The 25434-nt window shown below is 55.9% G+C and carries 20 protein-coding genes; all 20 read left to right on the top strand.

The window, feature by feature from the left end; all coding sequences use genetic code 11:
- Positions 1-14 precede the first annotated feature (14 nt).
- The gene (locus ACTUHY_RS00210) at positions 15-806 is read left to right on the top strand and encodes a class I SAM-dependent methyltransferase (protein WP_442826111.1); all 792 of its coding nucleotides are present in this window, start codon (positions 15-17) and stop codon (positions 804-806) included.
- On the top strand, positions 803-1762 hold the full coding sequence (miaA, locus tag ACTUHY_RS00205; RefSeq protein WP_442826110.1) for a tRNA (adenosine(37)-N6)-dimethylallyltransferase MiaA: 960 nt from the start codon (positions 803-805) through the stop codon (positions 1760-1762). Before ACTUHY_RS00210 ends, miaA begins: the two co-directional genes overlap by 4 nt.
- Before the next feature lie 86 nt (positions 1763-1848).
- Positions 1849-2118, top strand: a complete 270-nt coding sequence (gene hfq / locus ACTUHY_RS00200; protein ID WP_347567805.1) for an RNA chaperone Hfq — start codon at positions 1849-1851, stop codon at positions 2116-2118.
- Positions 2093-2998 (top strand): site-specific tyrosine recombinase XerD, encoded by a 906-nt coding sequence (gene xerD, locus ACTUHY_RS00195; RefSeq protein WP_278675769.1) that lies wholly within the window; start codon positions 2093-2095, stop codon positions 2996-2998. Before hfq ends, xerD begins: the two co-directional genes overlap by 26 nt.
- 21 nt (positions 2999-3019) lie before the next feature.
- Positions 3020-3880 carry a zinc metalloprotease HtpX gene (htpX, locus tag ACTUHY_RS00190; RefSeq protein ID WP_278675768.1) on the top strand — a complete coding sequence of 287 codons (861 nt, stop codon included), beginning with the start codon at positions 3020-3022 and terminating at the stop codon, positions 3878-3880.
- Between the two features lie 351 nt (positions 3881-4231).
- Positions 4232-5473 carry a sodium/glutamate symporter gene (locus ACTUHY_RS00185; RefSeq protein ID WP_442826109.1) on the top strand — a complete coding sequence of 414 codons (1242 nt, stop codon included), beginning with the start codon at positions 4232-4234 and terminating at the stop codon, positions 5471-5473.
- A 198-nt stretch (positions 5474-5671) separates the two neighbouring features.
- Positions 5672-6382, top strand: coding sequence for an anaerobic ribonucleoside-triphosphate reductase activating protein (locus ACTUHY_RS00180; protein WP_442826108.1), 711 nt, complete (start codon positions 5672-5674; stop codon positions 6380-6382).
- 120 nt (positions 6383-6502) lie between these two features.
- Positions 6503-8917 (top strand): ribonucleoside triphosphate reductase, encoded by a 2415-nt coding sequence (locus ACTUHY_RS00175; RefSeq protein ID WP_442826107.1) that lies wholly within the window; start codon positions 6503-6505, stop codon positions 8915-8917.
- Positions 8918-9012: 95 nt separating this feature from the next.
- A complete protein-coding gene (locus ACTUHY_RS00170; RefSeq protein ID WP_442826106.1) occupies positions 9013-10401 on the top strand; it encodes an MATE family efflux transporter in 1389 nt (462 codons plus the stop codon).
- Positions 10402-10529: 128 nt separating this feature from the next.
- Entirely contained in the window at positions 10530-11363 is an 834-nt protein-coding gene (locus tag ACTUHY_RS00165) for a PHP domain-containing protein (RefSeq protein ID WP_442826105.1), read from the top strand.
- Between the two features lie 58 nt (positions 11364-11421).
- A complete protein-coding gene (locus ACTUHY_RS00160; protein ID WP_278675986.1) occupies positions 11422-12330 on the top strand; it encodes an Asp23/Gls24 family envelope stress response protein in 909 nt (302 codons plus the stop codon).
- Between the two features lie 144 nt (positions 12331-12474).
- Entirely contained in the window at positions 12475-13479 is a 1005-nt protein-coding gene (locus ACTUHY_RS00155) for a lysylphosphatidylglycerol synthase transmembrane domain-containing protein (protein WP_442826104.1), read from the top strand.
- On the top strand, positions 13476-14393 hold the full coding sequence (locus ACTUHY_RS00150; protein ID WP_442826103.1) for an NAD-dependent epimerase/dehydratase family protein: 918 nt from the start codon (positions 13476-13478) through the stop codon (positions 14391-14393). The genes ACTUHY_RS00155 and ACTUHY_RS00150 overlap by 4 nt, the downstream gene beginning before the upstream one ends.
- A 30-nt stretch (positions 14394-14423) precedes the next feature.
- Entirely contained in the window at positions 14424-15401 is a 978-nt protein-coding gene (locus ACTUHY_RS00145) for a TAXI family TRAP transporter solute-binding subunit (RefSeq protein WP_442826102.1), read from the top strand.
- A gap of 204 nt (positions 15402-15605) precedes the next feature.
- Positions 15606-17279, top strand: a complete 1674-nt coding sequence (locus ACTUHY_RS00140; protein WP_442826101.1) for a ribonuclease J — start codon at positions 15606-15608, stop codon at positions 17277-17279.
- Positions 17280-17314: 35 nt separating this feature from the next.
- Positions 17315-19636, top strand: coding sequence for an FtsK/SpoIIIE family DNA translocase (locus ACTUHY_RS00135; protein WP_442826100.1), 2322 nt, complete (start codon positions 17315-17317; stop codon positions 19634-19636).
- 66 nt (positions 19637-19702) lie between these two features.
- The gene (locus tag ACTUHY_RS00130; RefSeq protein WP_442826099.1) at positions 19703-21130 is read left to right on the top strand and encodes a helix-turn-helix domain-containing protein; all 1428 of its coding nucleotides are present in this window, start codon (positions 19703-19705) and stop codon (positions 21128-21130) included.
- A gap of 22 nt (positions 21131-21152) precedes the next feature.
- Positions 21153-22481, top strand: coding sequence for a 30S ribosomal protein S12 methylthiotransferase RimO (gene rimO / locus ACTUHY_RS00125; protein ID WP_442826098.1), 1329 nt, complete (start codon positions 21153-21155; stop codon positions 22479-22481).
- Positions 22482-22487: 6 nt separating this feature from the next.
- Positions 22488-23732, top strand: a complete 1245-nt coding sequence (locus tag ACTUHY_RS00120; RefSeq protein ID WP_442826097.1) for a competence/damage-inducible protein A — start codon at positions 22488-22490, stop codon at positions 23730-23732.
- A gap of 62 nt (positions 23733-23794) precedes the next feature.
- A complete protein-coding gene (locus ACTUHY_RS00115; RefSeq protein ID WP_442826096.1) occupies positions 23795-25417 on the top strand; it encodes a DEAD/DEAH box helicase in 1623 nt (540 codons plus the stop codon).
- The last annotated feature ends 17 nt before the right edge of the window (positions 25418-25434 follow it).

The raw sequence follows: 25434 nt of genomic DNA, 5'->3' as shown, positions 1-25434 counted from the left end.
GGAGAACCGAAGCCATGTCCATTTACGGGGTCACGGTCATCCGCAAATGCGGGACCGAACTCTATCAGGAAGCCCGTACCTGGGCCCGTACCCTGGGCCTTCCTTTCTTTCCCCGGCCCCTCCATGGGACCATGGAGCAGTTCCTGCAGGAAAAAGGCCTGAGGGCTGTCCTGGTGGCCACCCATCAGGGCCCTCAGGTCTGTACGGAAGAAGGGATCCTCCGGTATCATCCCTCCATGGGTGTCCCACGGATCCGGAACCTGAAACGGAGCGGCACGGATCACTTGGTCCAGGCCTGCCAGCTCCAGCGGGGGATGCGGGTGCTGGACTGCACTTTGGGCCTGGCCGCCGATGCGGTGGTGGCCTCCTTCGTGACGGGACCGGAAGGGAAAGTGGTGGGACTGGAAGCTTCTCCCGTCCTGTATTGGGCCGTTTCCCAGGGTCTCCAGCACTATGTCATCGAGGATCAGGATATCACAGAGAGCCTCCACCGCATCCAGGCCCGTCTGGGAAAAGCAGAAGACCTGCTACCTGCGTTCCCGGCGGATTCTTTCGATGTGGTCTATTTCGATCCCATGTTCAGGAATCCGGTAGGGAATTCGGCCAGTATGCAGCCCCTGCGCCCGGCTTCCTACCATAAATCTTTGGATCCGTCCATGATCCGGGCTGCCCTGCGCCTGGCCCCTCGTGTGGTGGTGAAGGAACGGGATGAAGACCTGCTCCGGAGCCTGGGTGCCCGGGAGATCCAGGGGGGCAAATACAGCCGGATCCGGTATGGAATCATCGAAAGGGAGGCAGTAGTGTGATAAAGGGCAAACCGAAAGTCATCGCCATCATCGGCCCTACGGCTACGGGCAAGAGCCATTGCGGTATCGCCCTGGCCCAGGAGCTGGGAGGCGAGATCATCTCCGGAGATTCCATGCTGGTGTTCCGCCATATGGATATCGCTACAGCCAAGCCGACGGCAGAGGAACTGGCACTGGTGCCTCATCATCTGGTGGACATCCTGGATCCGCAAGAAAAATTTTCCGTGGTGGATTTCCAACAGCAGGCGGACCGGCTGATCCGGGACTGCCAGGCCAGGGGAAAGATGCCCATCCTGGTAGGGGGGACCGGCCTCTACGTCAAGGCTCTCCTAGAAGGATACGATTTTTCCCAGGTGGACGAATCTGCCTCCCTGCGCCAGGAACTGGACGCCTTTGCCGAACGGGAGGGGAATGAGGCACTCCACCAAAAATTGGAAGCTCTGGATCCGGATAAAGCCATGGAATTGAAGATTAATGACAGAAGGCGTATAATAAGAGCCATCGAAACAACCCTTGGCGGGGAACGGGTCTCTGCAGCCAAGGCGGCAGAGAGTCCCTACGACGCGGTTGTCTTCGGATTGAGTATGCCTCGGGCTTCTCTCTATGAGAGGATCAACCGGCGGGTGGATCAGATGGTGGAACAGGGCCTGTTCGAAGAGACCCGGAAACTGATGGCCATGGGGGTGCCGGAAACGGCCCAGTCCATGAAGAGCATCGGCTACCGACAGGTGCTGCAGTATTTCCATGGGAAATGGACCCAGGAAGAATGCATCGCCAAATTGAAGCAGGCTACCCGGAATTTTGCCAAACGGCAGATCACTTGGTACAAGAAAATGCCCTACATCCAATGGTTCCAGCTGGAAGATCCTCCCGAGTATCAGCGTTGTGTTGCAGACATGCTGGCCGCATTGCAGGCCAAAGATTTTATCCAGGAATCAGGAACCCTGAGGCGCTAAGCATCCTTCTTCGGATACTGAAGTTCAAGGCAGGAAGATTTTTCGGGTTTTTCCTGTAATACGTACACGACAAGGAGAGGAATATCATGACAATGGGTACAAACAAACCACTGAATCTGCAGGACAGTTTCCTGAACCGGGTGCGCAGTGAAAAAAAGACCATTGTGGTCTATCTGCTCAATGGCTTCCAGGTTCGCGGCAAGGTCTGGGGCTTCGACAATTTCACGGTGATCATGGAAAGCGAAGGCAAGCAGCAGCTGATTTACAAACATGCAATTTCTACCATTGCTCCCTTAGAGGCAGAGACAATCCTAGTCTTAAAAAAAGGAAATGATCAGGGTGTCAATAAGGAATAAGCTGGAAAAAGAAATCAATCTGTTTTTGGAATATCTGACGGTGGAAATGGGACTGGCCTACAATACCCGGGAATCCTATGGTAGGGATCTCCGGCTCTTTGCCGGATGGATCAAGAAACCCTTGACGGAAGTAAGCCGGGAGGATATCCTGGCGTATATGAAGATGCTCCGGCAGCAGCAGTATGCACCCACGTCAGCTTCCCGGAAACTGGCGGCTCTGAAGGCTTTTTTCCGCTTTATGACGGCGGAGGGTTTCCTGGAGGAAGATCCGTCCGAAGTGGTCGAAGCGGGGAACCGGGGTGTGGTCCTGCCCAAGGTGATGAGCCTGGAAGAAGTGGAGCAGCTTCTAGCAGCCCCGGATCTCCGCCAGCCGGAAGGCTTCCGGGACCGGACCATGCTGGAAGTGATGTATGCGACCGGCATGCGGGTCTCAGAACTCTTGAACTTGAAACGGGCCAGCGTGAACCTGGAGACCCGCTATGTGATCGCCTATGGGAAAGGTGCCAAGGAACGGCTGATTCCCCTGGGCAAGGCAGCTATCCAGTTCCTGGAGAAATACCTGAGGGAGGTGCGGCCTCTCTTTGTGAAGAACGGACGGGAAGATGACAGTCTCTTCCTGACCATCCGAGGGACGGGGATGACCCGGCAGCGGTTCTGGCAGATCATCAAGGAATATGGGGTGAAGGCCGGGATCCAGAAGCCCCTGACTCCCCATATCCTGCGCCATTCTTTTGCCACCCATATGCTGGATAACGGGGCGGATCTCCGGACGGTGCAGGAACTCCTAGGTCATTCGGATATCTCTACCACCCAGATCTATACCCATCTGACCAACAGCCGCCTGAAGACGGTCTTTGACAAGAGCCATCCCCGGGCGTGAAAGAATCCGAGGTGAACGACGATGCTGAAAACAACTTTACTGATGGGCCTGATGACGGGCCTGATGCTTTTGATCGGTGACTATATCGGGGGGAGCAGCGGCATGACCGTGATGCTGGCCTTCTCCCTGATCTCCAACGTTTTGATGTACTGGTACAGTGACAAGCTAGTGATCTCCCAGTACAACGCCCAGCCAGTGGATGCCCAGAGCGCCCCCATGCTCTACGGGATCGTCCAGGGCCTGGCCCAGCGGGCCCAGCTCCCTATGCCCCGGGTCTATGTGATCGATACAGGGCTGCCCAATGCCTTTGCTACGGGAAGGAATCCGGAACACGCAGCGGTCTGTGTCACCACGGGCCTCATGGAGCTCTTGGAACCCCGGGAGATTGCTGGGGTGCTGGGCCACGAGATGAGCCATGTTAAGCACGGCGATATCCTGATCAGCACCATTGCCGCCGGCATGGCCGGGATCATTTCCGTCATGGCCCGCTTCGCTTTCTGGTTCGGCGGGGACCGGGACGACCGGCGGAACAACCCTGTGGTAGGGATCCTGATGCTGGTCCTGACGCCCCTGGCGGCTGCCATCATCCAGCTGGCCATTTCCCGTACCCGGGAATATATGGCCGATTATACCGGCGGCCAGCTCAGCGGGGACCCGGATGCCCTGGCAGACGCCCTAGCCAAGATCGAGAGCTATGCCCGGACCCGGACCATGCCCCGGGCTACGGAAGCGACTGCTCATATGTTCATCATCTCTCCTTTCTCTGCCAAGGATGCCCAGGCTCTTTTCAGTACCCATCCTTCTACGGAGAAGCGGATCGAACGGCTCCGGGCGGAAGCCCAGCAGATGCGTCAGGCAGGGATGATCCAGCCACTAGTCTGAAAGCGGTCCGGCTCCAGCTGACATTTTTCATTGTATTTAACAAAAAGAGAGCATTCCATCTGTCAGGACGACGGACGTGTAATGCTCTCATTTTCATTACATAGACTATCAAATGTCATGGATTTGCAAGAAATATTTCACGGTTGTTTGATTTTGTATACATAATATAGATATATAATTTTTTGTGATTAATAAGATAACCATTATTGTTGGTAATTTTCTGATATTTTCCTTGTTATTCAAGGACTCGTATGATAGAATGTTTCCGTAACAAAGGCTGTCCGGACTGGAGACGGACAGCGCGTTGCATGCTCTATATATTATATTTTATCTATTGGAGGAGGATCTTAAATGGAGAGGATGATTATCAAATTATCCATGTTCCACACCCTGGCTTTGGGGGTACTTTCTATCTGGTTCGGTGACTGGCTGCGGTCCAAATTCCCCGTCCTGAAAAAGTACTGCCTGCCGGGCGCAGTTGTCGGCGGTACGATTTTTGCTATCATCAGTTTACTGCTTTATAATGCCGGTGTCTGCGAACTGCAATTCGATTACAAGGTGGCCAACAGCCTGTTCTACTGCATCTTCTTTGCTGCCAGCGGTGCAGCTGCCAGCCTGAGCCTGCTGAAGACCGGCGGGAAATATGTGGTGATGTTCTGTATTTCCGCCGCTGTCCTGGCCGCTCTCCAGAACGGTATCGCTCTGGGCCTGGGCAAGGTCCTGGCAGTTCCGCCTCTGCTGTCTATGATGACAGGTTCCATCCCGATGACCGGCGGCCACGGCAACGCGGCAGCTTTTGCTCCCATCGCCGTCCAGTTCGGCCAGAGCAATGCGATGGAAGCCGCTATCGCTGCTGCTACCTTCGGTCTGATCTCCGGGGCTATCATCGGCGGGCCTTTCGGCCGCTTCATCGTTCGGAAACATCACCTGGAAGATCCGGCTCTGGATGGCAAGGGTGAAATGGAAGAAGAATCCGGGAAATCCACCATGGGCAACCTGATGCACAAAGGCGATGTGGTCCAAGCCATGTACCTGATGTGCTTTGCCCTGGGTGTGGGTGGCGCTTTCTTCACCGTATTGAAAGCCCTGCACATTTCCTTCCCGATCCACGTATGCTGCATGTTCGCCGGCATCCTGATCCGTCTGTTCTTCGATGCCAAGAAGGGCGCTGACCATACCGCCCTGTACGAAGGCATCGATACCGTCGGGGATTTCTCCCTGGGTCTGTTCGTTTCCATGTCCATCATTTCCATGAAACTGTGGACCCTGGCCGGCATGGGTGTCCAGCTGTTCATCCTGTGCATGGCTCAGGCCATCTTCATCATCTTCTACTCCTACTTCGTGGACTTCTTCGGCATGGGCAAGAACTACGATGCGGCTGTCATCGCCGTGGGCCATACCGGGTTCGGCCTGGGTGCTGTGCCTGTATCCATGGTAACCATGACCGCTGTCTGCAAGAAGTACCGGTATTCTAAACTAGCCTTCTTCGTTGTGCCGGTGATCGGCGGGTTCCTGAGCAACATCACCAACGCCATCATCATCAGTAAGTTCCTGGACATCGCCCATACCATGCAGATGGCTATGGGACTGTAAGGGAAAACGGTACCAACAGAATATCCCAACGACACAAAGAGGATCCTGCTCCAGAGGATCCTCTTTTTCCATATCTGAGAAAATTCTCCAAACCCGCGTCCTGCCTTGTCTTCCATGAACATACGTTTTTGTCAAGTCTTTTCTATTTTTTCTGTGGTGTTATAATGAGTACAGTTTGCGGAGAAGGGAGGGAAGACGATGCATATTGCAGGCTGGCAGAAAGTATCCCTGGTGGATTATCCAGGGAAAGTCGCCTGTACCCTTTTTACGGGAGGGTGCAATCTCCGCTGCCCCTATTGCCACAACAGCGAACTGCTGGAAGGACGGATCCCTTCCCAGGATAGCCGAGAGATCTTTGCTTACCTGGAGGCCCGGAAGGGCATCCTGGATGCTGTGGTGGTCAGCGGCGGCGAGCCCTGTCTCCAGCCAGATCTGCCCGAGTTCCTGGAACGGCTGAAGCAAGAAGACCTCCTGGTGAAACTGGATACCAATGGCTGTTTTCCCGATCTCCTGGAACAGATCCTCCAGAAAGGTCTGGTGGACTACGTAGCCATGGACTGGAAAAATGCACCCGATGAATATGGGGTGACCAGCGGACGGGAGAATGTCCCCGTGGAGGCCATCACCCGGAGCCTGGAACAGCTGCTGACGGGAACGACCCCTTTTGAGCTTCGTACAACCGTTGTGGAGCAGCTGCATAATGAACACTCGTTCGAAAAAATCAGGGATTTCCTGGAGCCGCTGGTTGCCAAAACTGGGAAAAAGATCCCCGCTTTTTATCTCCAGGCATTCAAGGATCGGGAAACGGTCCCCTTTGCTGGTTTGACGGCGCCGGATAAAAAGACCTTGGAACGGTACGGGACCTGCCTGGCGGCGGTTTCCGACCGTGTCATGATACGTGGCTTGTAGACACAACATTTAGTATACAACGTTGTATAGAACCACTACATATTGACAATCCGGAGATTCCGGTCTACAATGGAAGAGCATTATGGAAATGTAAATTCGAGAGAAAGAGGGAATGGAGCCATGTATTCCGTGGTTAAGCGCGATGGCCAGATCGTTGATTTTGACGTGACCAAGATCAGCAGTGCCATCACGAAAGCATTCGTAGCACTGCATAAGAACTATCATCCCAGCATCATCAATATGCTTGCTCTGCAGGTGACGGCTGACTTCGATCCCAAGATCAAAGAGGATCGGATCAGTGTAGAGAGCATCCAGGACAGCGTGGAAAAAGTCCTGTCCGATTCTGGCTATGCAGATGTGGCCAAGGCTTATATCCTGTACCGGAAGCAGCGGGAACAGATCCGGAACGTGAATTCCTCCCTGCTGAACTACAAGGAACTGGTGGACAATTACCTGCGGGTGAACGACTGGCGGGTGAAAGAAAATTCTACGGTGACCTATTCTGTGGGCGGGCTGATCCTGTCCAACAGCGGCGCCATCACCGCCAACTACTGGCTGAACGAAATCTACGACAAGGAAGTGGCCGATGCTCATAAGAGCGCAGCTATGCACATCCATGATCTGAGCATGCTCACCGGCTACTGCGCCGGATGGAGCCTGAAACAGCTGATCCAGGAAGGACTGGGGGGCATTCCCGGGAAGATCACTTCTTCTCCTGCCAGCCACCTGTCCACCCTGTGCAACCAGATGGTGAACTTCCTGGGGATCATGCAGAACGAATGGGCCGGAGCCCAGGCATTCTCCTCCTTCGATACCTACCTGGCGCCCTTTGTGAAAAAGGATAACCTGAGCTACAGGGAAGTGAAGCAGTGCGTCCAGTCCTTCATCTACGGGGTGAACACCCCCAGCCGCTGGGGCACCCAGGCGCCTTTCTCCAACATCACCCTGGACTGGACCTGTCCCGACGATCTGAAGGACGTGCCTGCCATCGTAGGAGGCAAGGAGCAGGACTTCACCTATGGCGACTGCAAGAAAGAGATGGATATGGTGAACAAAGCCTTCATCGAGAACATGATCGAAGGGGACGCCAACGGGAGGGGTTTCCAGTATCCCATCCCCACTTATTCCATAACCAAGGATTTCGACTGGAGCGAAACGGAGAACAACCGGCTGCTCTTTGAGATGACGGCCAAATATGGGACTCCATATTTTTCCAACTACATCAATTCCGATATGAAACCCAGCGATGTGCGGAGCATGTGCTGCCGGCTGCGGCTGGACCTGCGGGAACTGCGGAAGAAATCCGGAGGCTTCTTCGGGTCTGGGGAATCCACTGGGTCCGTAGGGGTGGTCACCATCAATATGCCCCGGATCGCCTATCTGGCCAAGGACAAACAGGACTTCTATGACCGGCTGGACCATATGATGGACATCGCTGCCCGGAGCCTGAAGACCAAGAGGACCGTGATCACCAAGCTGCTGAATGCCGGACTCTACCCCTATACCAAACGGTACCTGGGTACCTTCAAGAACCATTTCAGCACCATCGGTCTCATCGGCATGAACGAAGTGGGCCTTAACGCCAACTGGCTCCGGAAAGACCTGACCCATCCAGAGACCCTGGCCTTCACCAAAGAAGTGCTGACCCACATGCGGGAACGGCTGAAGGACTACCAGGAAAAATACGGGGATCTGTACAACCTGGAAGCGACTCCAGCGGAATCCACCACCTACCGGCTGGCCAAGCATGATAAGGAACAGTATCCGGACATCATCACGGCCAATGAACATGGGACTCCGTACTATACCAACTCCTCCCATCTGCCGGTGGGCTATACCCAGGATCTCTTTACGGCCCTGGATATGGAAGATGATCTCCAGACCCTGTATACTTCCGGGACTGTATTCCACGCCTTCTTAGGCGAAAAGCTGCCGGATTGGCAGTCGGCCGCCGGGCTTGTACGGAAAATCGCCAACAACTACAAGCTGCCCTATTTTACCCTGTCGCCCACCTACAGCATCTGCCGGGAACACGGGTATCTGACAGGGGAGCAGTATACCTGCCCGTACTGTGGACAGAAGACGGAGGTCTACAGCCGTATCACCGGGTATTACCGGCCGGTCCAGAACTGGAATGATGGGAAAGTCCAGGAATTCAAGGATCGGAAGGTCTATGATCTGGGGCAGTCCCACCTTCGCAAGGGGGAAGCTCCGAAAGAACGGACGACATTCCAGAAACCGGCGGTGAAGCCGGTTCCGGCGGAAGGGAAGCGTGTGGCCAAGAGCGGTCAGGATCAGGAAAATACCTGGATCCTCTTCGGGACCCATACCTGCCCCAACTGCAAGATGGCTGTCCGGGAACTGGAAAGACATGGAGCGGCTTTTAAAGAGATCTTTGCCGAAGAACATCCGGAACTGGCAGAAAAATACCAGGTCCAGAGTGCACCCACCCTGCTGGTGAACCAGGGAGATACCCTGAGCAAGATCGAAGGCTTCGGACCGATCCGGGCCTTCATCAAAGAGCAGGGGATGTGAAGACTGGAGCCGCCAGTCCCGAGCACGCAATAAGGAAAGGACCCGCCCTTTTGAAGGACGGGTTCTTTTTCTTCATTGTAATGTGTATAATAGATTTGTTCGAAATCATTGGAAAGAGAGGAATCAGTGCGTTGGCTGCTTCTCAAATCAATATGCTGGAAGGCTCTCTGACGAAGCCTTTGTTTCAATTTGCCATCCCGGTGGCCCTGATTGGGATCCTGCAGCAGATGTTCAATACGGCGGACATCATGGTCCTGGGGCGGTACGTGGGAACGGAAGCCCTGGCAGCGGTGGGGAATAATGCCCCAGTGATCGGGGTCATGGTCAATCTTTTTTTGGGAATCTCCCTGGGGGCCAATGTGCTCATTGCCCGGCGGCTGGGAGGCCGGCAGTTGAAAGAGGCGTCGGGAGCCGTCCATACCACAGTGCTCATGGCCCTTTTGACCGGACTTTTCATTTTGGTGATAGGGGAAATCCTGGCGGGTCCCCTCATGGGTTGGATGGGGGTCCCAGAGAAAGTGCGGGCCTCCTCGGAATTCTACCTGCGCATTTACCTGCTGGGAATGCCGGGGATGACCCTGTATGATTTCCTTTCCGCCATCTACCGCAGCCATGGGAATGTGCGCACCCCGCTGCTGTCCTTGGTCACTGCCAGCCTGGTGAATATCGGAGGGAATTTCCTGGCGGTATTCCTGGGGTTCGGGCTGGCCGGCGTGGTGGTGGCTACGGCGGTGGCCAACTATGTGAGTTCCGGGCTCCTGCTCCGGATGCTGCGCTATGGACATGGGGTGCTCCATTTTTACCCGGGGGCCATCCGGATCCGCTTGGATGACATCCGGGAAATCCTCCGGGTGGGGGTGCCCGCCGGGATCCAGGGCATGGTGTTCAACCTGTCCAATATGGTGATCCAGTCCGCCATCAACAGCGAAGGAGCCCTGGCCATGGCGGCCTCGGCTGCGGCCTATGTACTGGAAATCAACAGCTATCCTTTCATCATCGCTTTCGGCCAGGCTATCACCACCTTCACCAGCCAGAATTTCGGCGCCGGAAACCAGGAACGCTGCCGGGAAGTGATACGCCGGGGGCTTTGCCTGAACTTCTTGTTCACCTGCGGCCTGATCGGGCTGGTTTTCCTGATGGCCAGGCCTTTCCTGGAAATCTTTGGACTCCAGGAAGAAGCGGTGGAACTGGGCCTTGTAAAAATCCATCTCATCATCGGATTTTATTTCCTATCCACCGTCTACGAAAGCCTGTCCGCTTCCCTGCGGGGATTCGGCAATTCCCTGGCGCCGGCCCTGGCCATGCTGGTAAGCATCGTCGGTGTCAGGATGCTGTGGCTGGCTACCTTTTACGCCGCCAACCCCACCTATCGGAACATCATGTACTGCTATCCACTGAGCTGGCTGACGGCCGATGTGCTGATCGGGGGATTGTTCTGGCGAGAGATGAGGAAGCAGAGGCTGACCCTCCTTCGTGTAAAATAGTTTTCAGCAAAATGGAAGATCCTTTATAAACTAGTAAAAAGGAAGGCTTTCATCTTAGCAGCTCCTTTTTCCTTTTTTCTCCCTCTATGGTATAATCAAAAGATAAGAAGAGATGAAGGAGAATTGCCATGCTGGCTGATTTACATATCCATACTACGTTTTCTGATGGAGTGTATACTCCGGAACAGATCATTGCCCAGGCCCGTGCTTCCGGGATCACAGCCCTGGCCATAACGGATCACGACAATATCCAGGCCTATGATTGGGCGTCCCGGACCATCCATTCCCGCCATCTGGATCTGCAGCTGATCCGGGGGGTGGAAATCGATACGGATTACAAGGGCAGGGATGTCCATGTGCTGGGGTATCATTTCGATCCGGAGAACCGGGCATTGCTCCAGGCCATGACCTGGACTCGGGTGGGACGGATCGCCCGGATCCGGAAGATCATCGAAAAAGTCAACGGACTGGGCTATCCCCTGACTTTTGCCGAAGTCCGGCAGGAGGCCAACGGATCCAAAAGCCTGGGCCGTCCCCATATCGCTCGGGTGCTGGTGAAGAAGGGGCTGTTCTCCCATACCCAGGCCGTATTCGATGCCCTGATTGCCAGCGGACGTCCCGCTTACTGCCGTCAGGTGAAGCTCCTGCCCCGAGAGGCGGTAGCACTGCTCCACGGGGCGGGCGGGTTGGCCGTCCTGGCCCATCCGGCGGAAATCGGAGATCCAGCATTGGCGGAAGAACTGCTGGATACGGTGCCCTTTGACGGCCTGGAAGTGTGGCATCCCTCCGTCCTCCAGGAACATCCCCATCATGACTGGCTCCAGACGGCCCGGGCCCACGGCCTTTTGACCAGCGGTGGCAGCGATCTCCATGGGAATCCAGGGCGGTTCCCTAGGCATCTGGGGGAATTTCCCGTACCATACCAAGATGTGGCAGGGATCGTCGGCGGGAAGCGACCTTGATCTTTGTACCTAGTAAACGGCCTCGGCGCCGTATCTCCCTGAAAAGCAGGTGTTGAACATGAAAGTTGTAGCCTTTGTGGGACCCAGCGGCACCGGGAAGAGTTTCCGGGCCATCGGTGTGGCCCACGACCACCATTGTGACGGCATCATCGATGACGGACTCTTGATCGAGGGAACCAAGATCCTGGCCGGGACCAGCGCCAAGACGGAACAGAACAAGGTCCAGGCAGTGAAGAGGGCCATCTTTATGGAAAAGGATCATTGCCAGGCTGTCCGGGAAGCCCTTGCCCAGAGCGATATCCAGACCCTCCTGGTGATCGGGACCTCGGATAAGATGGTCCGGACCATCTGTAAACGGCTCCAGGTGCCGGCTCCTTCGGAGACGGTCTATATCCAGGACATTTCCACCACCCGGGAAATGAAAAAAGCCCGGGAGACGAGGATCAAAGAAGGGAAACATGTGGTGCCGGTACCCACCATCGAACTAAAGCCCCATCTTTCCGGGGTCCTGGTGGATCTGCCGCACCGGCTGTTTTCCCGGAACAAGAAGCACCATGCCCTGCCGGAAAAGTCCATCGTCCGGCCCTCTTTCAGCTATTATGGGAAAATCACTGTGTCCGATTATGTGGTCAGCGATATCGTCCGCATCGTGGTCAAAAAGAACCGGGAAGTGGACCGGATCACATCCATCAAAGTGCGCCGTCCTTCGGACACCAGCAAGGGGATGACCATTTTCCTGGAGATCATCCTCTTCTTCGGAGCGCCCATCTATGAAGTGGTGAAAAGCCTCCAGACCAAGATCAAGCTGAAGGTGGAAGGGATGACCAGCATGCCGGTGAAAAATATCGACGTGTCCATCCGCAGCCTGACGGTGCGTCCCGCCGATCTGCCGAAAGATCTCCTGGACCAGGAAACGGTCCCGGAGACAGAGAAGGAAAAGACCGCACAGGTGGATGATGCCCTGTAAAGAGGGCGGTCCTTGGGCAATTTATCATTTGTTTTCCCTTTTTCCCTCCCTCCTATGCTATAATATGAAATGATGTTCCATCGGGAGCCTGAGAATCGATTCCCTGGATCCATAAACTATAAAATCACTGGCAGGTCATACTCTATGAATAAAACTCTGTTCCGCATGCTGTGCGTATTGTTTGTCGTAATCATCCTCGTATCAGCAGGCGTGGTTTATTTTACTTTCGATGTACGGGCACTGGAATATCTGACAACCTTCAAATGGTATTATGCCCTCCTGGCACTGGGCGTGCTGTCCGTAGGGCTGTTTTTCGACGCCACCCGGCTGATCACCCTGACACGGCTTTCCGGCGAGAAGATGGACTATGCCCATATTTTCTATGCGGTCTTCAGCAACTACTTCCTGGCTCTGCTGACACCGGGGCAGGGGGGAGGCGGCATCGCCATGCTCATGTTCATGAAGCGGGCTGGGGTGCCGGTGGCCAAATCCACCCTGATCATCATCGTCCGGACCGTTTTTTCCATCCTTTTCCTGTTCCTCATGATGCCGGTGGTGTTCTTCTTTGATCCGGAACTGGTCAGCTGGATGCCCACCAGTGTCATCATCCTGGTGTGTGCGTTCTTCATCGGGGCTCCCTGGCTGCTATGGCACTTGATCATGGGCGGCCGCTTGGAACGATGGCTGGCCCGGTTCAGCCGCCGTTTCTCGCCCCGTGTCCAGGAAGCAATTTTTTTGGGCTACCGGGATTTCCAGCAGGCCATGTTCATGCTGAAGGACAATCCTCGCCAGGTCTTCCGTGCCTTCGCTGAATCGGGGATCAGCCTGCTTTTCATCTATTCGGTGGTGCCCGTCTTCATCAAGGCTTTCGGCATCAATCTGCCGTACTATATCATCATGGGGCGGATGTGCCTGATCAATCTGGTGCTGTATTTCACGCCTACCCCCGGCGGCAGCGGCGTAGCCGAAGGGGGCTTCCTGGTCCTGTTCAATTCGCTGCTTCCTCCCGGGGTCTCCGGGGTGCTGGCTGTCCTGTGGCGGTTCTTCTGTGAATACATCCCGTTCACCATTGGCGCCATTGTGACCATCAAATGTTTCGGCTTGGATATTCTGACCAAGATCCGTGATCGGAGGGAAATGGATTCATGAGAAAGATCTTAGTGACAGGAGGAGCCGGGTTCATCGGTTCCCATGTGGTCCCGGCCCTTTTGGAGCAGGGGGATTGTGAAGTGACCGTCCTGGACAATCTGTCCACCGGCAAGCGGGCCTATGTGCCGAAAGAAGTGCCTTTCCATCTGCTGGATATCCGGTCCCGGGAACTGGAAGAGTTCCTGCTGCGGGAAAGATTCCAGACGGTGATCCATTTGGCTGCCCAGACGCTGGTGCCTTATTCCATGGAGCATCCGGAAGCCGATGAGGATCTGAATGTGGCTGGCCTGGTCCATCTCTTAGAAGGCTGTCGGAAAAGCGGTGTGGAACAGATCATCTTCTCTTCCAGTGCGGCCATTTACGGGGACAACCAGCATCTGCCCCTTACGGAAACAGAAGTCTCGGCCCCGACTTCCTTCTACGGCCTGTCCAAGACCGTGGGAGAAAGCTATATCCGTCTCTACAGCCAGGTGTCCGGCCTCCATCATGTGATTTTCCGCTTCGCCAATGTGTATGGAGAGCGACAAGGGGAAACCGGCGAAGGGGGCGTGATTTCCATCTTTGCCCGGAAAATCGCCCATAAGGAACCGTTGACCATTTTCGGGGATGGGAACCAGACCCGGGACTTTGTCTATGCGGGGGATATCGCCCGGGCTATGTGCCTGGCCGTGGGCTATGCCGGCAATGCCACTCTGAACGTATCCACCAACCAGGAAGTCTCTCTGAATCAGCTGATCGGCGTATTGGAGAAGGTCCTGGGCCATCGGATGGAAGTCCAGTATGGTCCGGTACGGCCGGGAGATATCTATGCCTCGGTGTTGAGCCATAAAGCTCTGAAGGAGACCTTGGGGATGCAGGAGTACACTGATCTGGAAGCTGGCCTCAGGAAGACCATGGACTATTTCCAACGCTGACAGGAGCAGGGAGAACAAGGAGGGAACGGCATGAAGAAAATCGTCCTTTCGGTTCTGGCCCTGCTCTTTTTCTTGACCACAGGCTGTGGAGGGAAAGCAGGCCAAGGACCCGGCGGGCGGAAAATCGCAAAAGAATTGACACTGGCTGCCAGCCAGAGCCTGGACAGTTATGGGAGCCTGGGAAATGACCTGGCAGCCAGTGTGGACCAGGATGGCCGGACCCCATCCCTCAAGGCTTTGGAAAGCAGCGGATCCTTGGCCAATATCGAACTCCTGCGGCAGGGAAAGGCTGATTTGGCCCTAGTCCAGAGCGACGTGGCCTGGTATGCCCGGACCGGGTCTGGGATATACCAGGACAGGGCCCTGGACGATCTCCAGCAGGTGGGGGTGCTCTATCCGGAAACAGTCCAGATCATCACCTACGACCTGACCGGGATCCGCAAGCTCCAGGATCTAAAGGGAAAGACGGTTTCTGTGGGGGCAGCCGGATCCGGCTCCTCCCTGAACGCCCGGCAGATCCTGGAAGCCGCCGGCCTGACAGAGGATGATGTGCGGGTCCAGTACCTGTCCGTCACCGATACAGTGCGGGCCTTGAAAGAAGGGACGGTGGATGCGGCCTTCCTGACTTCCTCCCTGCCCCATCCGGCGCTGAAAGAGCTGGCCCGGCAGCGGAGACTGGTCCTCATCCCGGTGGAGGGACAGGCACTGGATGGCCTGTTGGGCGCCTATCCCCTGTACCAGCCGGTGACCATCCCCGTAGGGACCTATCCCAACCAGACCCGTTCCTGCAGCAGCGTAGGGGTCCAGTGCCTCCTGGTAGCCCGGGAGCGGCTTTCTCAGGAGTCCTTAGCTGGGATCCTCCAGCGGTTCTGGCCCCATTGGGGGGAACTCCAGAGGAAATATCCCTGGCTGCCCCGGGATGCAGAAAAAACGTTCTTCCAGGCGCCTGTCCTGCCGTTAGCACCCGGTGCCGAACAATTCAGGGATGGAAGAAAGGTCAGTTCCTGAGACCATTGGCAAAACTCCATTTGCAAAACACGCATCAAACCTGTATAATGGTGAACAAGAGACTAGTCCTACAGGATCTGACTGTGACTGCATCGTTCGGATTCGTAGGGGATACGGGAATTGAAAACATAGTTTCGAAAGGGAGTATGGAACGCAAAGATACTCCAATCTTTTAATATGCAAAATTATAAAGGAGGTGCCCCTTTGAATAACAATAAAGGGCAGCAAAAGAAATTATCCATCATCCCATTGGGCGGTCTGGGAGAGATCGGCAAGAATATGACCGCATTCGTGTACGGCAATGACATGATCCTGGTGGATGCCGGCCTGGCATTCCCCGATGATGACATGCTGGGAATCGATCTGGTGATCCCCGATACCACTTTCCTCATGGAAAACAAGGACAAGTTCAAGGCCATCTTCCTGACCCACGGCCACGAAGACCATATCGGGGCTCTGCCTTATGTCATGAAAGACTTTGATGTGCCGGTCTATGGGACGCCCCTGACCCTGGGGATTCTGTCCGGCCGCCTGAAGGAAAACGGCGTCTCTGACAGCAAATGCAAGATGGTGAAGCCGGGGGCTACGGTCCGGGCTGGCGCCTTCCGGGTGGAATTCATCCGGGTCAATCACAGCATTCCCGATGCGGTTGCCCTGGCGATCCATACACCGGTAGGGGTCATCGTCCACACCGGTGACTATAAGTTCGACCAGACTCCGGTGGACGGCCAGGTCACGGACTATGCCAAGCTGGCAGAAGTGGGCCGCAAAGGCGTCCTCTTGCTGATGAGCGACTCCACCAATATCGAACGGACCGGGTACACGCCCAGCGAAAAGAGCGTAGGCAAGACCCTGGACGAACAGTTCCGGCTGGCCAAGAACCGGGTCATCGTCGCTACCTTCTCTTCCAACGTCCATCGGATCCAGCAGGTGATCGATGCGGCTGTGATGACCCGCCGGAAAGTGGCTGTCATCGGCCGGAGCATGGTGAATGTGGTGAACATTTCCATTGAAATGGGGTATCTGAAGGTGCCCCAGGGCGTGTTGATCGATATCGATGAATGTCGGAATTATGCTCCCCGGCAGATTGCCATTATCACCACTGGCAGCCAGGGCGAACCTATGAGCGCCCTGACCCGGATGAGCAATAGCGACCATCGGAAAGTCTCCATCATGCCTGGAGATACGGTGATCATTTCCGCTACTCCGATCCCGGGCAACGAAAAGGGTGTGGCCCGGACCATTGACAACCTGTACAAACAGGGAGCAGAAGTGATCTACGGCCGGGAACAGGGGATCCACGTATCCGGCCACGCCAGCCAGGAAGAGATCAAACTGATGCACCGGCTGGTCCATCCCAAGTTCTTCATGCCGGTCCACGGGGAATACCGTCATCTGGTGAAACATAAGAAGCTGGCCATGCAGCTGGGCCTGCCCAAGGAAAATATCGTAATCGCTGAAAATGGTTCCGTGGTGGACCTGACAAGAGATTCCATCGGAATCTCCGGGAAAGTCACCGCTGGCCGGGTACTCATCGACGGCCTGGGCGTAGGAGATGTGGGCAATGTGGTGCTCCGTGACCGCCGCCAGCTGTCGCAAGATGGGATCCTCATCGTAGTGGTGACCATCGACCACAGCACTTACCGGATCGCAGCCGGTCCGGATATCGTATCCAGAGGCTTTGTCTATGTCCGGGAATCCGAAGAACTGATGGAAGGGGCCCGGGACCGGGTGCTGAGCACACTGGATAAATGTCATGAAAACAACATCACCGAATGGTCCGCACTGAAGAGTGCCGTCCGGGACAGCCTGAGCCGGTACTTGTTCGAAAAGACCAGACGGCGTCCCATGATCCTCCCTCTGATCATGGAAATCTGATCTGACTGACAAAAAATCTTCAGGAAGGGAACAGCGTGGAAAAAAAAGAACGGACTCGCAGAAATAACAAGAAAATCGAATTCACCTTTAACCGGGAAGTCTTGGGCATCCTGCTGGCGGCTTTCGCCCTCTTCATGCTCTGCGCCCTGGCCGGGCTCCCCACAGGGAGTGCCGGGGATTACCTCAATAAGGTGCTGCGCTATGCGCTGGGGATGGGGGCCTTCCTCTTTCCCCTGTATGTGCTGGTGCTGGGCCTGGGGTATATCCTGAATCACGAGCATCTGCGGTTTTCCAAGAAGTTCTTTACGCTCCTGCTGTTCCTTGTTTCTGTCCTGAGCCTGTGGCATATGCACAAGGTTCCGGAAGGAAAGGAACTGATCCCTGAGTATCTGATGACCGGTGGCGGCCTCCTGGGAGGCGCCATCGTGTTTGTTTTCACAAAGGCCGTCGGCCGGATCGGCTCTGGGATCATCCTGGTGACTTCTGCCCTTGTGTCCCTGGTCCTTTCCGGGAAATTCTCCTTGCGCAGTCCGCTGCTCACGGCCCAGGATGGGGTGAGAGAAGGCGCGGAGACCGTAGCCCAGAAATGGGAAGACTACCAGGAACGGCGGAAGAAACATCACGATTCTTTCTATGACCAGGAAAAAGATGACGGCTATTACAACCGGAAACCGGAGCCGGAAAAGAAACCGACACTGGCAGAACGGCTGAAAGAGAAGGTGACGGCGGCCGGTACTGCGCCTCTCCTGAAATTCCAGAAGGAACAGGTAGGGACGGGGGAACCGCCCCGGAAATTCACCATTACCACGGCGGACGATGCCCGGACTAAAGAGGACCCCCAGTGGGAAGCCCCCAGCCCGGAAGCCCAGACAGCCCAGCTGGAGAATGCAGAAACGGGGGAAGTCATTCCCTACGAATTCCCTCCTCTGGATCTTTTGAACCGGGATAAACCGGTGAACAAGAAGAATTTCCAGGCAGAGATCGAAGCCCAGGGAGGGACCATCGAACAGACCCTCCATGATTTCGGAGTCAATGCCACCCTGGTGAACGTGACCAAGGGACCGTCGGTGACCCGGTATGAATTGGAACCGGCCCCCGGGGTCAAAGTGAACAAGATCCAGAACCTGTCAGAAGACATTGCCCTGAAGCTGGCAGTTTCCAGCGTCCGGATCGAACCCATCCCAGGGAAAGCGGCCATCGGCATCGAAGTCCCCTCCAAGACATCGGAACCGGTTTCTTTCCGGTCCATCGTGGACTGTCCGGAAGTGAAGAATGCCAAGGGCAAGCTCTGCATCGGTCTGGGGAAGGACATCTCCGGCCATGTGGTGGTAGCGGATCTTTCCAAGATGCCCCATCTGCTCATCGCCGGATCCACCGGTTCCGGGAAAAGCGTATGCATCAACACCATCATCTGCAGCCTGCTGTACAAAGCGGCTCCGGATGAAGTGAAATTGATCCTGGTAGATCCGAAAGTGGTGGAACTGACCAATTACAATGGCATCCCCCATCTGCTGACCCCTGTTGTCACCGGGCCCAAACAGGCTGCTTCCGCCCTCCACTGGGCGGTGGTGGAAATGGAACGGCGCTACAGTCTCTTTGCCAAGACCCAGGTGCGGAAGATCGACGATTACAATGCCCTGGTCCAGCCCGGGGAGAAACTGCCCTTCATCGTGGTCATCATCGACGAATTATCCGATTTGATGATGGTAGCGGCGGTGGACGTGGAAGATGCTATCCTCCGGCTGGCCCAGAAGGCCCGTGCGGCCGGGATCCACCTGATCCTGGCTACCCAGCGGCCGTCGGTGGACGTACTCACCGGGACCATCAAAGCCAATATCCCCTCTCGGATTGCCTTTGCCGTATCCAGCCAGATCGACAGCCGGACCATCCTGGATGCCAGCGGAGCGGAAAAACTCCTGGGCAGGGGGGATATGCTGTTCTTCCCTACGGGAGCCAACAAGCCCATCCGTGTCCAGGGAGCGTATATCGCAGACGACGAATTGAACCGGGTGGTAGATTTCATCAAGGCAGAAGCCATCCCCACGTCCTATACTCAGGAAGTGACCACTCAGCAGCTCAATGGAGCGGATGAGGAGAAGAAGGAAGAAGGCAGCGAAGAGGATGAACTGTTCCAGGATGCCGTGGAACTGGTCATGGCCACCCAGCAGGCTTCCTCTTCTATGCTCCAGCGAAAGTTCCGGATCGGCTATACAAGGGCTGCCCGGCTGGTGGATGCTATGGAAGAAAAGGGCATCGTAGGGCCGGCGGACGGCAGCAAACCCAGGCCGCTCCTTATGAGCCCTACCACCATCAAGGAGAAGTTCTTCACCAAAGGACTGAAGCAGGAGGGAGTCTGAAGCCGGAAGGCCGGGATTCCCTGGCTGGCACGATCGATACCCACCGCCTAAGAAAGAGGACGAACCATGAAAAATAAAATTGGAAGCTATTTACGGCAGCACCGGGAAAACCGGAAGCTGACCCTGCAGCAGGCTGCGGAAGAGACCGGCATCCGGGAACCTTATCTGGCTGCCTTGGAGGAGGGAGATTTCCACAAGATCCCAGGGGATGTATTTATCCGGGGTTTCCTCCGCAATTATGGGAACTATCTGGGGCTGGACGGCAACGGACTGGTGGAGGCATACCGGACCGGAAGCGAACCGGAAAAAATCCTGAAGGCAGTGGAGGAATCTATTCCTTCTCCGTCTCCCAGCACGGACACCCTGATCCTCCGCCGGGAACCTGCTGCCCCGGCAGTTCCGGCGAAACAAGCGGTTTCTCCCTCAGAAGCGGGTGGGGAACCTTTCGATAAGGTGACGGCCCTGAAACAGATGGAACCAGTGGGCCATGGAGCAGCCCACCGGCCGAACCAGGACAAAGTCCCAGCCGCCAGGCAGGAACCTGCTGCTGAAAAGGCGTCCATGGATGCGACCCGGATCATGGCACCTGTAAGACCGTCCCTGGCTGGAGCCAAAGAAACTATCAAGACAGAGAAACTTGTACCTCCTCAGCAGAAAGTGCTGCCGACCGAGCAGCTGGACCAGGAGAAACAGGCGGCGAGCGGGAAAGCAAAGACACAGGCCCACCAGGATCAGCCGTCCCAGGGAGCACAGCCCAAAGGCAAGGAAGAGCCTTCGGATATCCCAAAAGAAAAGCCCTCTCACCTGCAGAAAGAAGGGCTGGAGTCAACGGAACAGGCCTTGGACCGGGAGCAAATGGAGGAAGTCCTGGATGCCGGAAAAGCTCACAAGGGAAGCTGGCTGGACCGGATCCGGGATTTCATCGATGAGAATCTCTATGAAACCGTACCCGAGGATGAAGCGGGAGAAGAATTCGGTGCTACTTCCGCCGGGGATAGCAAGGCCCCCGCTTTCAGCTTCAAGGTATTCACCACGGTCTTTGTGGTCTGCCTGGCTGTTTTCACCCTCGTCATGGCCTATTTCGTCTTCGGCGGAAAGACTTCGCCGGAACTGAAGACCACCAATACCATCACCGATGGGGTCAAATCCGACCATTCTTCGGAAAAAAGCGAGAAAAGTAAGAAGGAAACGGAAGCCGCAGCTCCCAAAAAAGAGGAAGAACCCAAGGGGGATACGAAGACCTTGGGCAAAGGCAGCGGGCTGACGGTGGTGGTCACCTATAAGAAGCCGGTCTGGACCCAGACCACCATTGACGGCAGACAGGTGGAAGCGGCTACGGTGGCCAAAGGCTCTACCCGTACGTACAAAGGAGATAAGAGCGTTTCTGTCAATTTCGGCAGCATCCGGGATGTGGTCATCACCGTCAACGGGAAAGAAGTGCCCTATGGTTCCAAAGAATGGGGCGTAGTGACTCGGACCTTCAAAGCGAAGTAACGAGCACAGGAAGGAGAATATTTTGGAAATCGGAGTAGTCAGCCTGGGGTGTCCTAAGAACCTGGTGGATTCAGAGGTCATGATGGGATTGATCCGGGAACGGCAGTGGACCATCACCAATGATCCCACCCATGCCGATGTGATCATCGTCAACACCTGCGGCTTCATTGAGAGTGCCAAGACAGAATCCATCAATACGATCCTGCAGATGGCCGAATACAAGAAGACGGATGCCCGCCGGAAACTGATCGTGACCGGCTGTCTGGGGCAGCGGTATGCGGATGAACTGTTTGCGGACCTGCCGGAAGTGGATGCCATCATCGGCACAGAATGTTATGATCAAATCGGCAGCGTCATCGACCGGGTGAAAGCGGGGGAACGTTTCACCTTGCTGAAGCCGCCGCAAAAATATACCCAGAGAGCCAAACGGGTGCTGGCCACCCCGCAGTACACGGCGTACCTGAAGATCGCGGAAGGCTGCAACAACCGCTGTTCCTACTGCGCCATCCCTAAGATCCGGGGACCGTACCGGAGCCGTCCCTATGAAGAGATCCTCCAGGAAGCGCGGGAACTGGTGAGCCAGGGGGTCCGGGAACTGATCCTGGTGGCCCAGGATACCACCCAGTACGGCATCGATCTGTACCACAGACTGCGGCTGGCAGAACTGCTGCGGGATCTGGATACCCTGCCGGATCTGAAATGGATCCGGGTACTGTACTGCTATCCGGATTCCTTTACGGATGAATTGATCGAGACCATGGCCCAGTGCCGCAAAGTCTGCCACTATGTGGATCTGCCCCTCCAGCACGCCAGCAACAGCCTGCTCCATACCATGCATCGGCGGGATACCCGGGAACAGGTGGAAGCCCTTTTGGCCAAGCTGCGTGAAAGGATGCCGGATATCTGCCTGCGGACCACGTTCATCGTGGGTTTCCCAGGAGAAACGGATGAACAGTTCCAGGAGCTGCTGGATTTTGTCCAAAAAGAACGGTTTCAGTGTGCCGGGGTGTTCCCCTACAGCCAGGAAGACGGCACCGAAGCCGGGGCCATGCCCAACCAGATCCCGGACGAAGTGAAACAGGACCGGTACCATGCCCTGATGAGTCTCCAGGCGGAGATTTCCGAAGAAATCCAGCAGGAACGGGAAGGCCGTACCCTAGAAGTGCTCATCGAAGGCAAGGATGAGGAAGATCCCAACCTGGCCCTGGGGCGCAGCTATGCGGAAGCCCCGGACATCGACGGGAAGATTTATGTGGAAGAAGCGGCGGACCTCCAGCCTGGGGATTTTGTGAAAGTCAAGATCAGCCAGGGCTTCACCTACGAAGCTGTGGGACAGATCGTAAAGGAGTGATCAGCCGTGAACGTAGAAGTCATCAATACAGGTACGGAACTGCTGCTGGGGGATATTGTGAACACCAGCTTCCAGTACTTGTCCCGGACCCTGAACGATGCGGGTTTCAATGTGCTGTACCAGACCACCATCGGGGACAACGGGGACCGACTGCTGGAAGCCCTGTCCATTGCCCTGGAGCGGGCGGACATCATCATCACCACCGGGGGCCTGGGGCCCACCCGGGGAGACATCACCAAGGAAATGGTGGCCAGGAAACTCCATCTGCCCCTGGTGCCCAGCGCCTTCTGGCTGGATAAGCTGACCCGGTATTTTGCCGCCCGGCATGTGGTCATGACGGAAAACAACAAGAAACAGGCCATGATCCCGGAAGGGGCGGTGGTCTTCAACAATGATGTGGGAACGGCACCGGGAGTGGGTGTCTGGACCCCGGATCACAAACTGATTGTTATGCTGCCGGGCCCCCCGGCGGAAACCACCCATGTGTTCAGCCGGCAGGTGATGCCCTACCTGCGGAAGAGCTATGCAGCCCAGGGAATCATCCATTCCCGGGTGCTGCATCTGCGGGGACTGACGGAATCCATGGTGGCGGAAAAACTGGATGCCATCATCATGGCTCAGACCAACCCCACCATCGCCCTGTACGCCCGCAAAGGGGAGATCATCATCCGCATCACGGCTAAGAACGATACCCTGGAAAAGGCGGAGGCCATGAATTTGGCCATCGAAGAGAAGATCCGGGCCATCCTGGGACAGTATATCTATGGAGTAGATTACGAGACCCTTTCGGAAGCCCTGGGGAAACGGCTGAAAGAGAAGCACCTGACCATCGCCTTTGCCGAATCCTGCACCGGGGGCCTGGCATCCAGCCTGGTCACCGATATCCCCGGCAGCTCGGAATATCTCATGGGTTCGGTGGTCTCCTATACCAATGATGTGAAGCACCGGCTGCTGGGGGTGAAACAGGAAACCCTGGACACTTACACTGCCGTCAGCGAACAGACGGCCCGGGAAATGGCCCAGGGGATCCGGGAAAAGATCGGAACGGATCTGGGCATCAGCATCACCGGCATTGCCGGCCCCGGGGGCGGAACCCCCACCCAGCCTGTAGGTCTGGTGTACATCGGTGCAGCAGACAAAAACGGAACGAAAGTCCTGGAATGCCGGTTTAAGGCAGCCCGGACCACCATCAAACTCCGGGCGGCCATGAACGCACTGTCCCTGGCCATGGACCGGGTCAAAGCGCTGTAAAACGGAACCTGGAGGGGGCACTCCGTGGGATGCTCCCCTTGCAATAGACTGAAGGAGAAATTATGACAGAAACGTTACAAACAGAAAACACCCAGGAGATCACTTCTTTTGAAGATCTCCATCTGGATCGGAAGATCCTGGCTGCCCTGAAGGAAATGGGCTTCGAAGAACCCTCCCCCATCCAGAAAGGGGCCATCCCCCTGGCACTGGAAGGTGATGACCTGATCGGTCAGGCCCAGACGGGTACTGGGAAAACTGCCGCATTCGGGATCCCTATCATCCAGAAGATCAATGAAAAAGATCGGCATATCCAGGCCCTGGTCATGAGCCCTACCCGGGAACTGTGCATCCAAGTGGCCGATGAGATCAGCAAGATCGGACGGACCAAACGGGTCCGGGTGCTGCCGGTCTACGGTGGCCAGCCCATCGAACGGCAGATCCGCAGCCTGAAACGGGGCATCCAAGTGGTCATCGGGACGCCGGGCCGGCTCTTGGACCACATCCGCCGGGGCACTATCGATCTGGAATACGTGAATTTCCTGGTGCTGGACGAAGCCGATGAGATGCTGGATATGGGCTTTGTGGATGATATGGAAGACATCATCAAGAACGTGCCTCCGGAACGGCAGACCATGCTGTTTTCTGCCACCATGCCCCGTCCTATTCTGAGCATCAGCAAAAAGTATATGCGGGCCCCCAAGGTGGTGGCCATCCACAAAGAAGTGGTGACGGCGCCTACTATCGACCAGTACTATTACGAGACCCGGGACAAGGTGGACGGCCTGTGCCGGATCCTAGATACCACCGATGACTGCAAGATGATCATCTTCTGCCGGACCAAGAAAGGTGTAGATGAACTGGTCATCGCCCTGGCCACCCGAGGCTACGAAGCCGAAGGTCTCCATGGGGATCTGAGCCAGAACCAGCGGGACCGGGTCATGAAGAAATTCCGCAGCGGCCAGGTGGATATCTTGGTGGCCACGGATGTGGCGGCCAGAGGCTTGGACATCGATAACATCACCCATGTGGTGAACTTCGACGTGCCCAGTGACAGTGAAAGCTATGTGCACCGGATCGGCCGGACCGGCCGTGCTGGGAATACCGGCGTGGCCCTGACCTTCATTACGCCCCGGGAATTCCGTCAGCTGAAACTGATCGAACGGAGCATCAAGACCAAGATCATCCGTGGCACCCTGCCCACAGATGCCAGTGTATTGGAACGGCAGCGGGAACAGATCGTTTCCAAGATGCAGACCATCCTGGAACAGGACCGGTATCAAGATTACTTGCCCATTGTGGAGACCCTGGAAAAAGACTACGATATCCAGGATATCGCAGCCGCCGCTCTGAAGTTCATGCAGGAAGGGGCCAAAGCCCTGGAAGAGCCGGAAGCAGAAGGGGAAACCCTGCCGGATTCCCTGGCTAATACCGGGGCCAAACCGGGCATGGTCCGTCTGTTCATCAATATCGGCCGTTCCAGCCGGGTCACCGTCCGGGATATCATCCAGAGCATTGCCATCGAAGCGGAGATTCCCGCTCGGAGCATCGGACGGATCAGCATCTATGACAAGTTCAGCTTTGTGGAAGTGCCCATGGAATATGCGGAAAAAGTCCTGGGTGTCATGCACAGGAACACCATCCGGGGCTGCCGGGTAAATATGGAACCGGCGAAAGCACGGGAATAAACATAAAGGAGTTCTCT

Origin of the sequence: Acidaminococcus nyctereutis (assembly GCF_052216985.1) — a bacterium.
GTDB classification, from domain to species: domain Bacteria; phylum Bacillota; class Negativicutes; order Acidaminococcales; family Acidaminococcaceae; genus Acidaminococcus; species Acidaminococcus fermentans_A.
The sequence above is the reverse complement of the archived record's forward strand: the minus strand, read 5'-3'. Positions and strand labels throughout refer to the sequence as shown.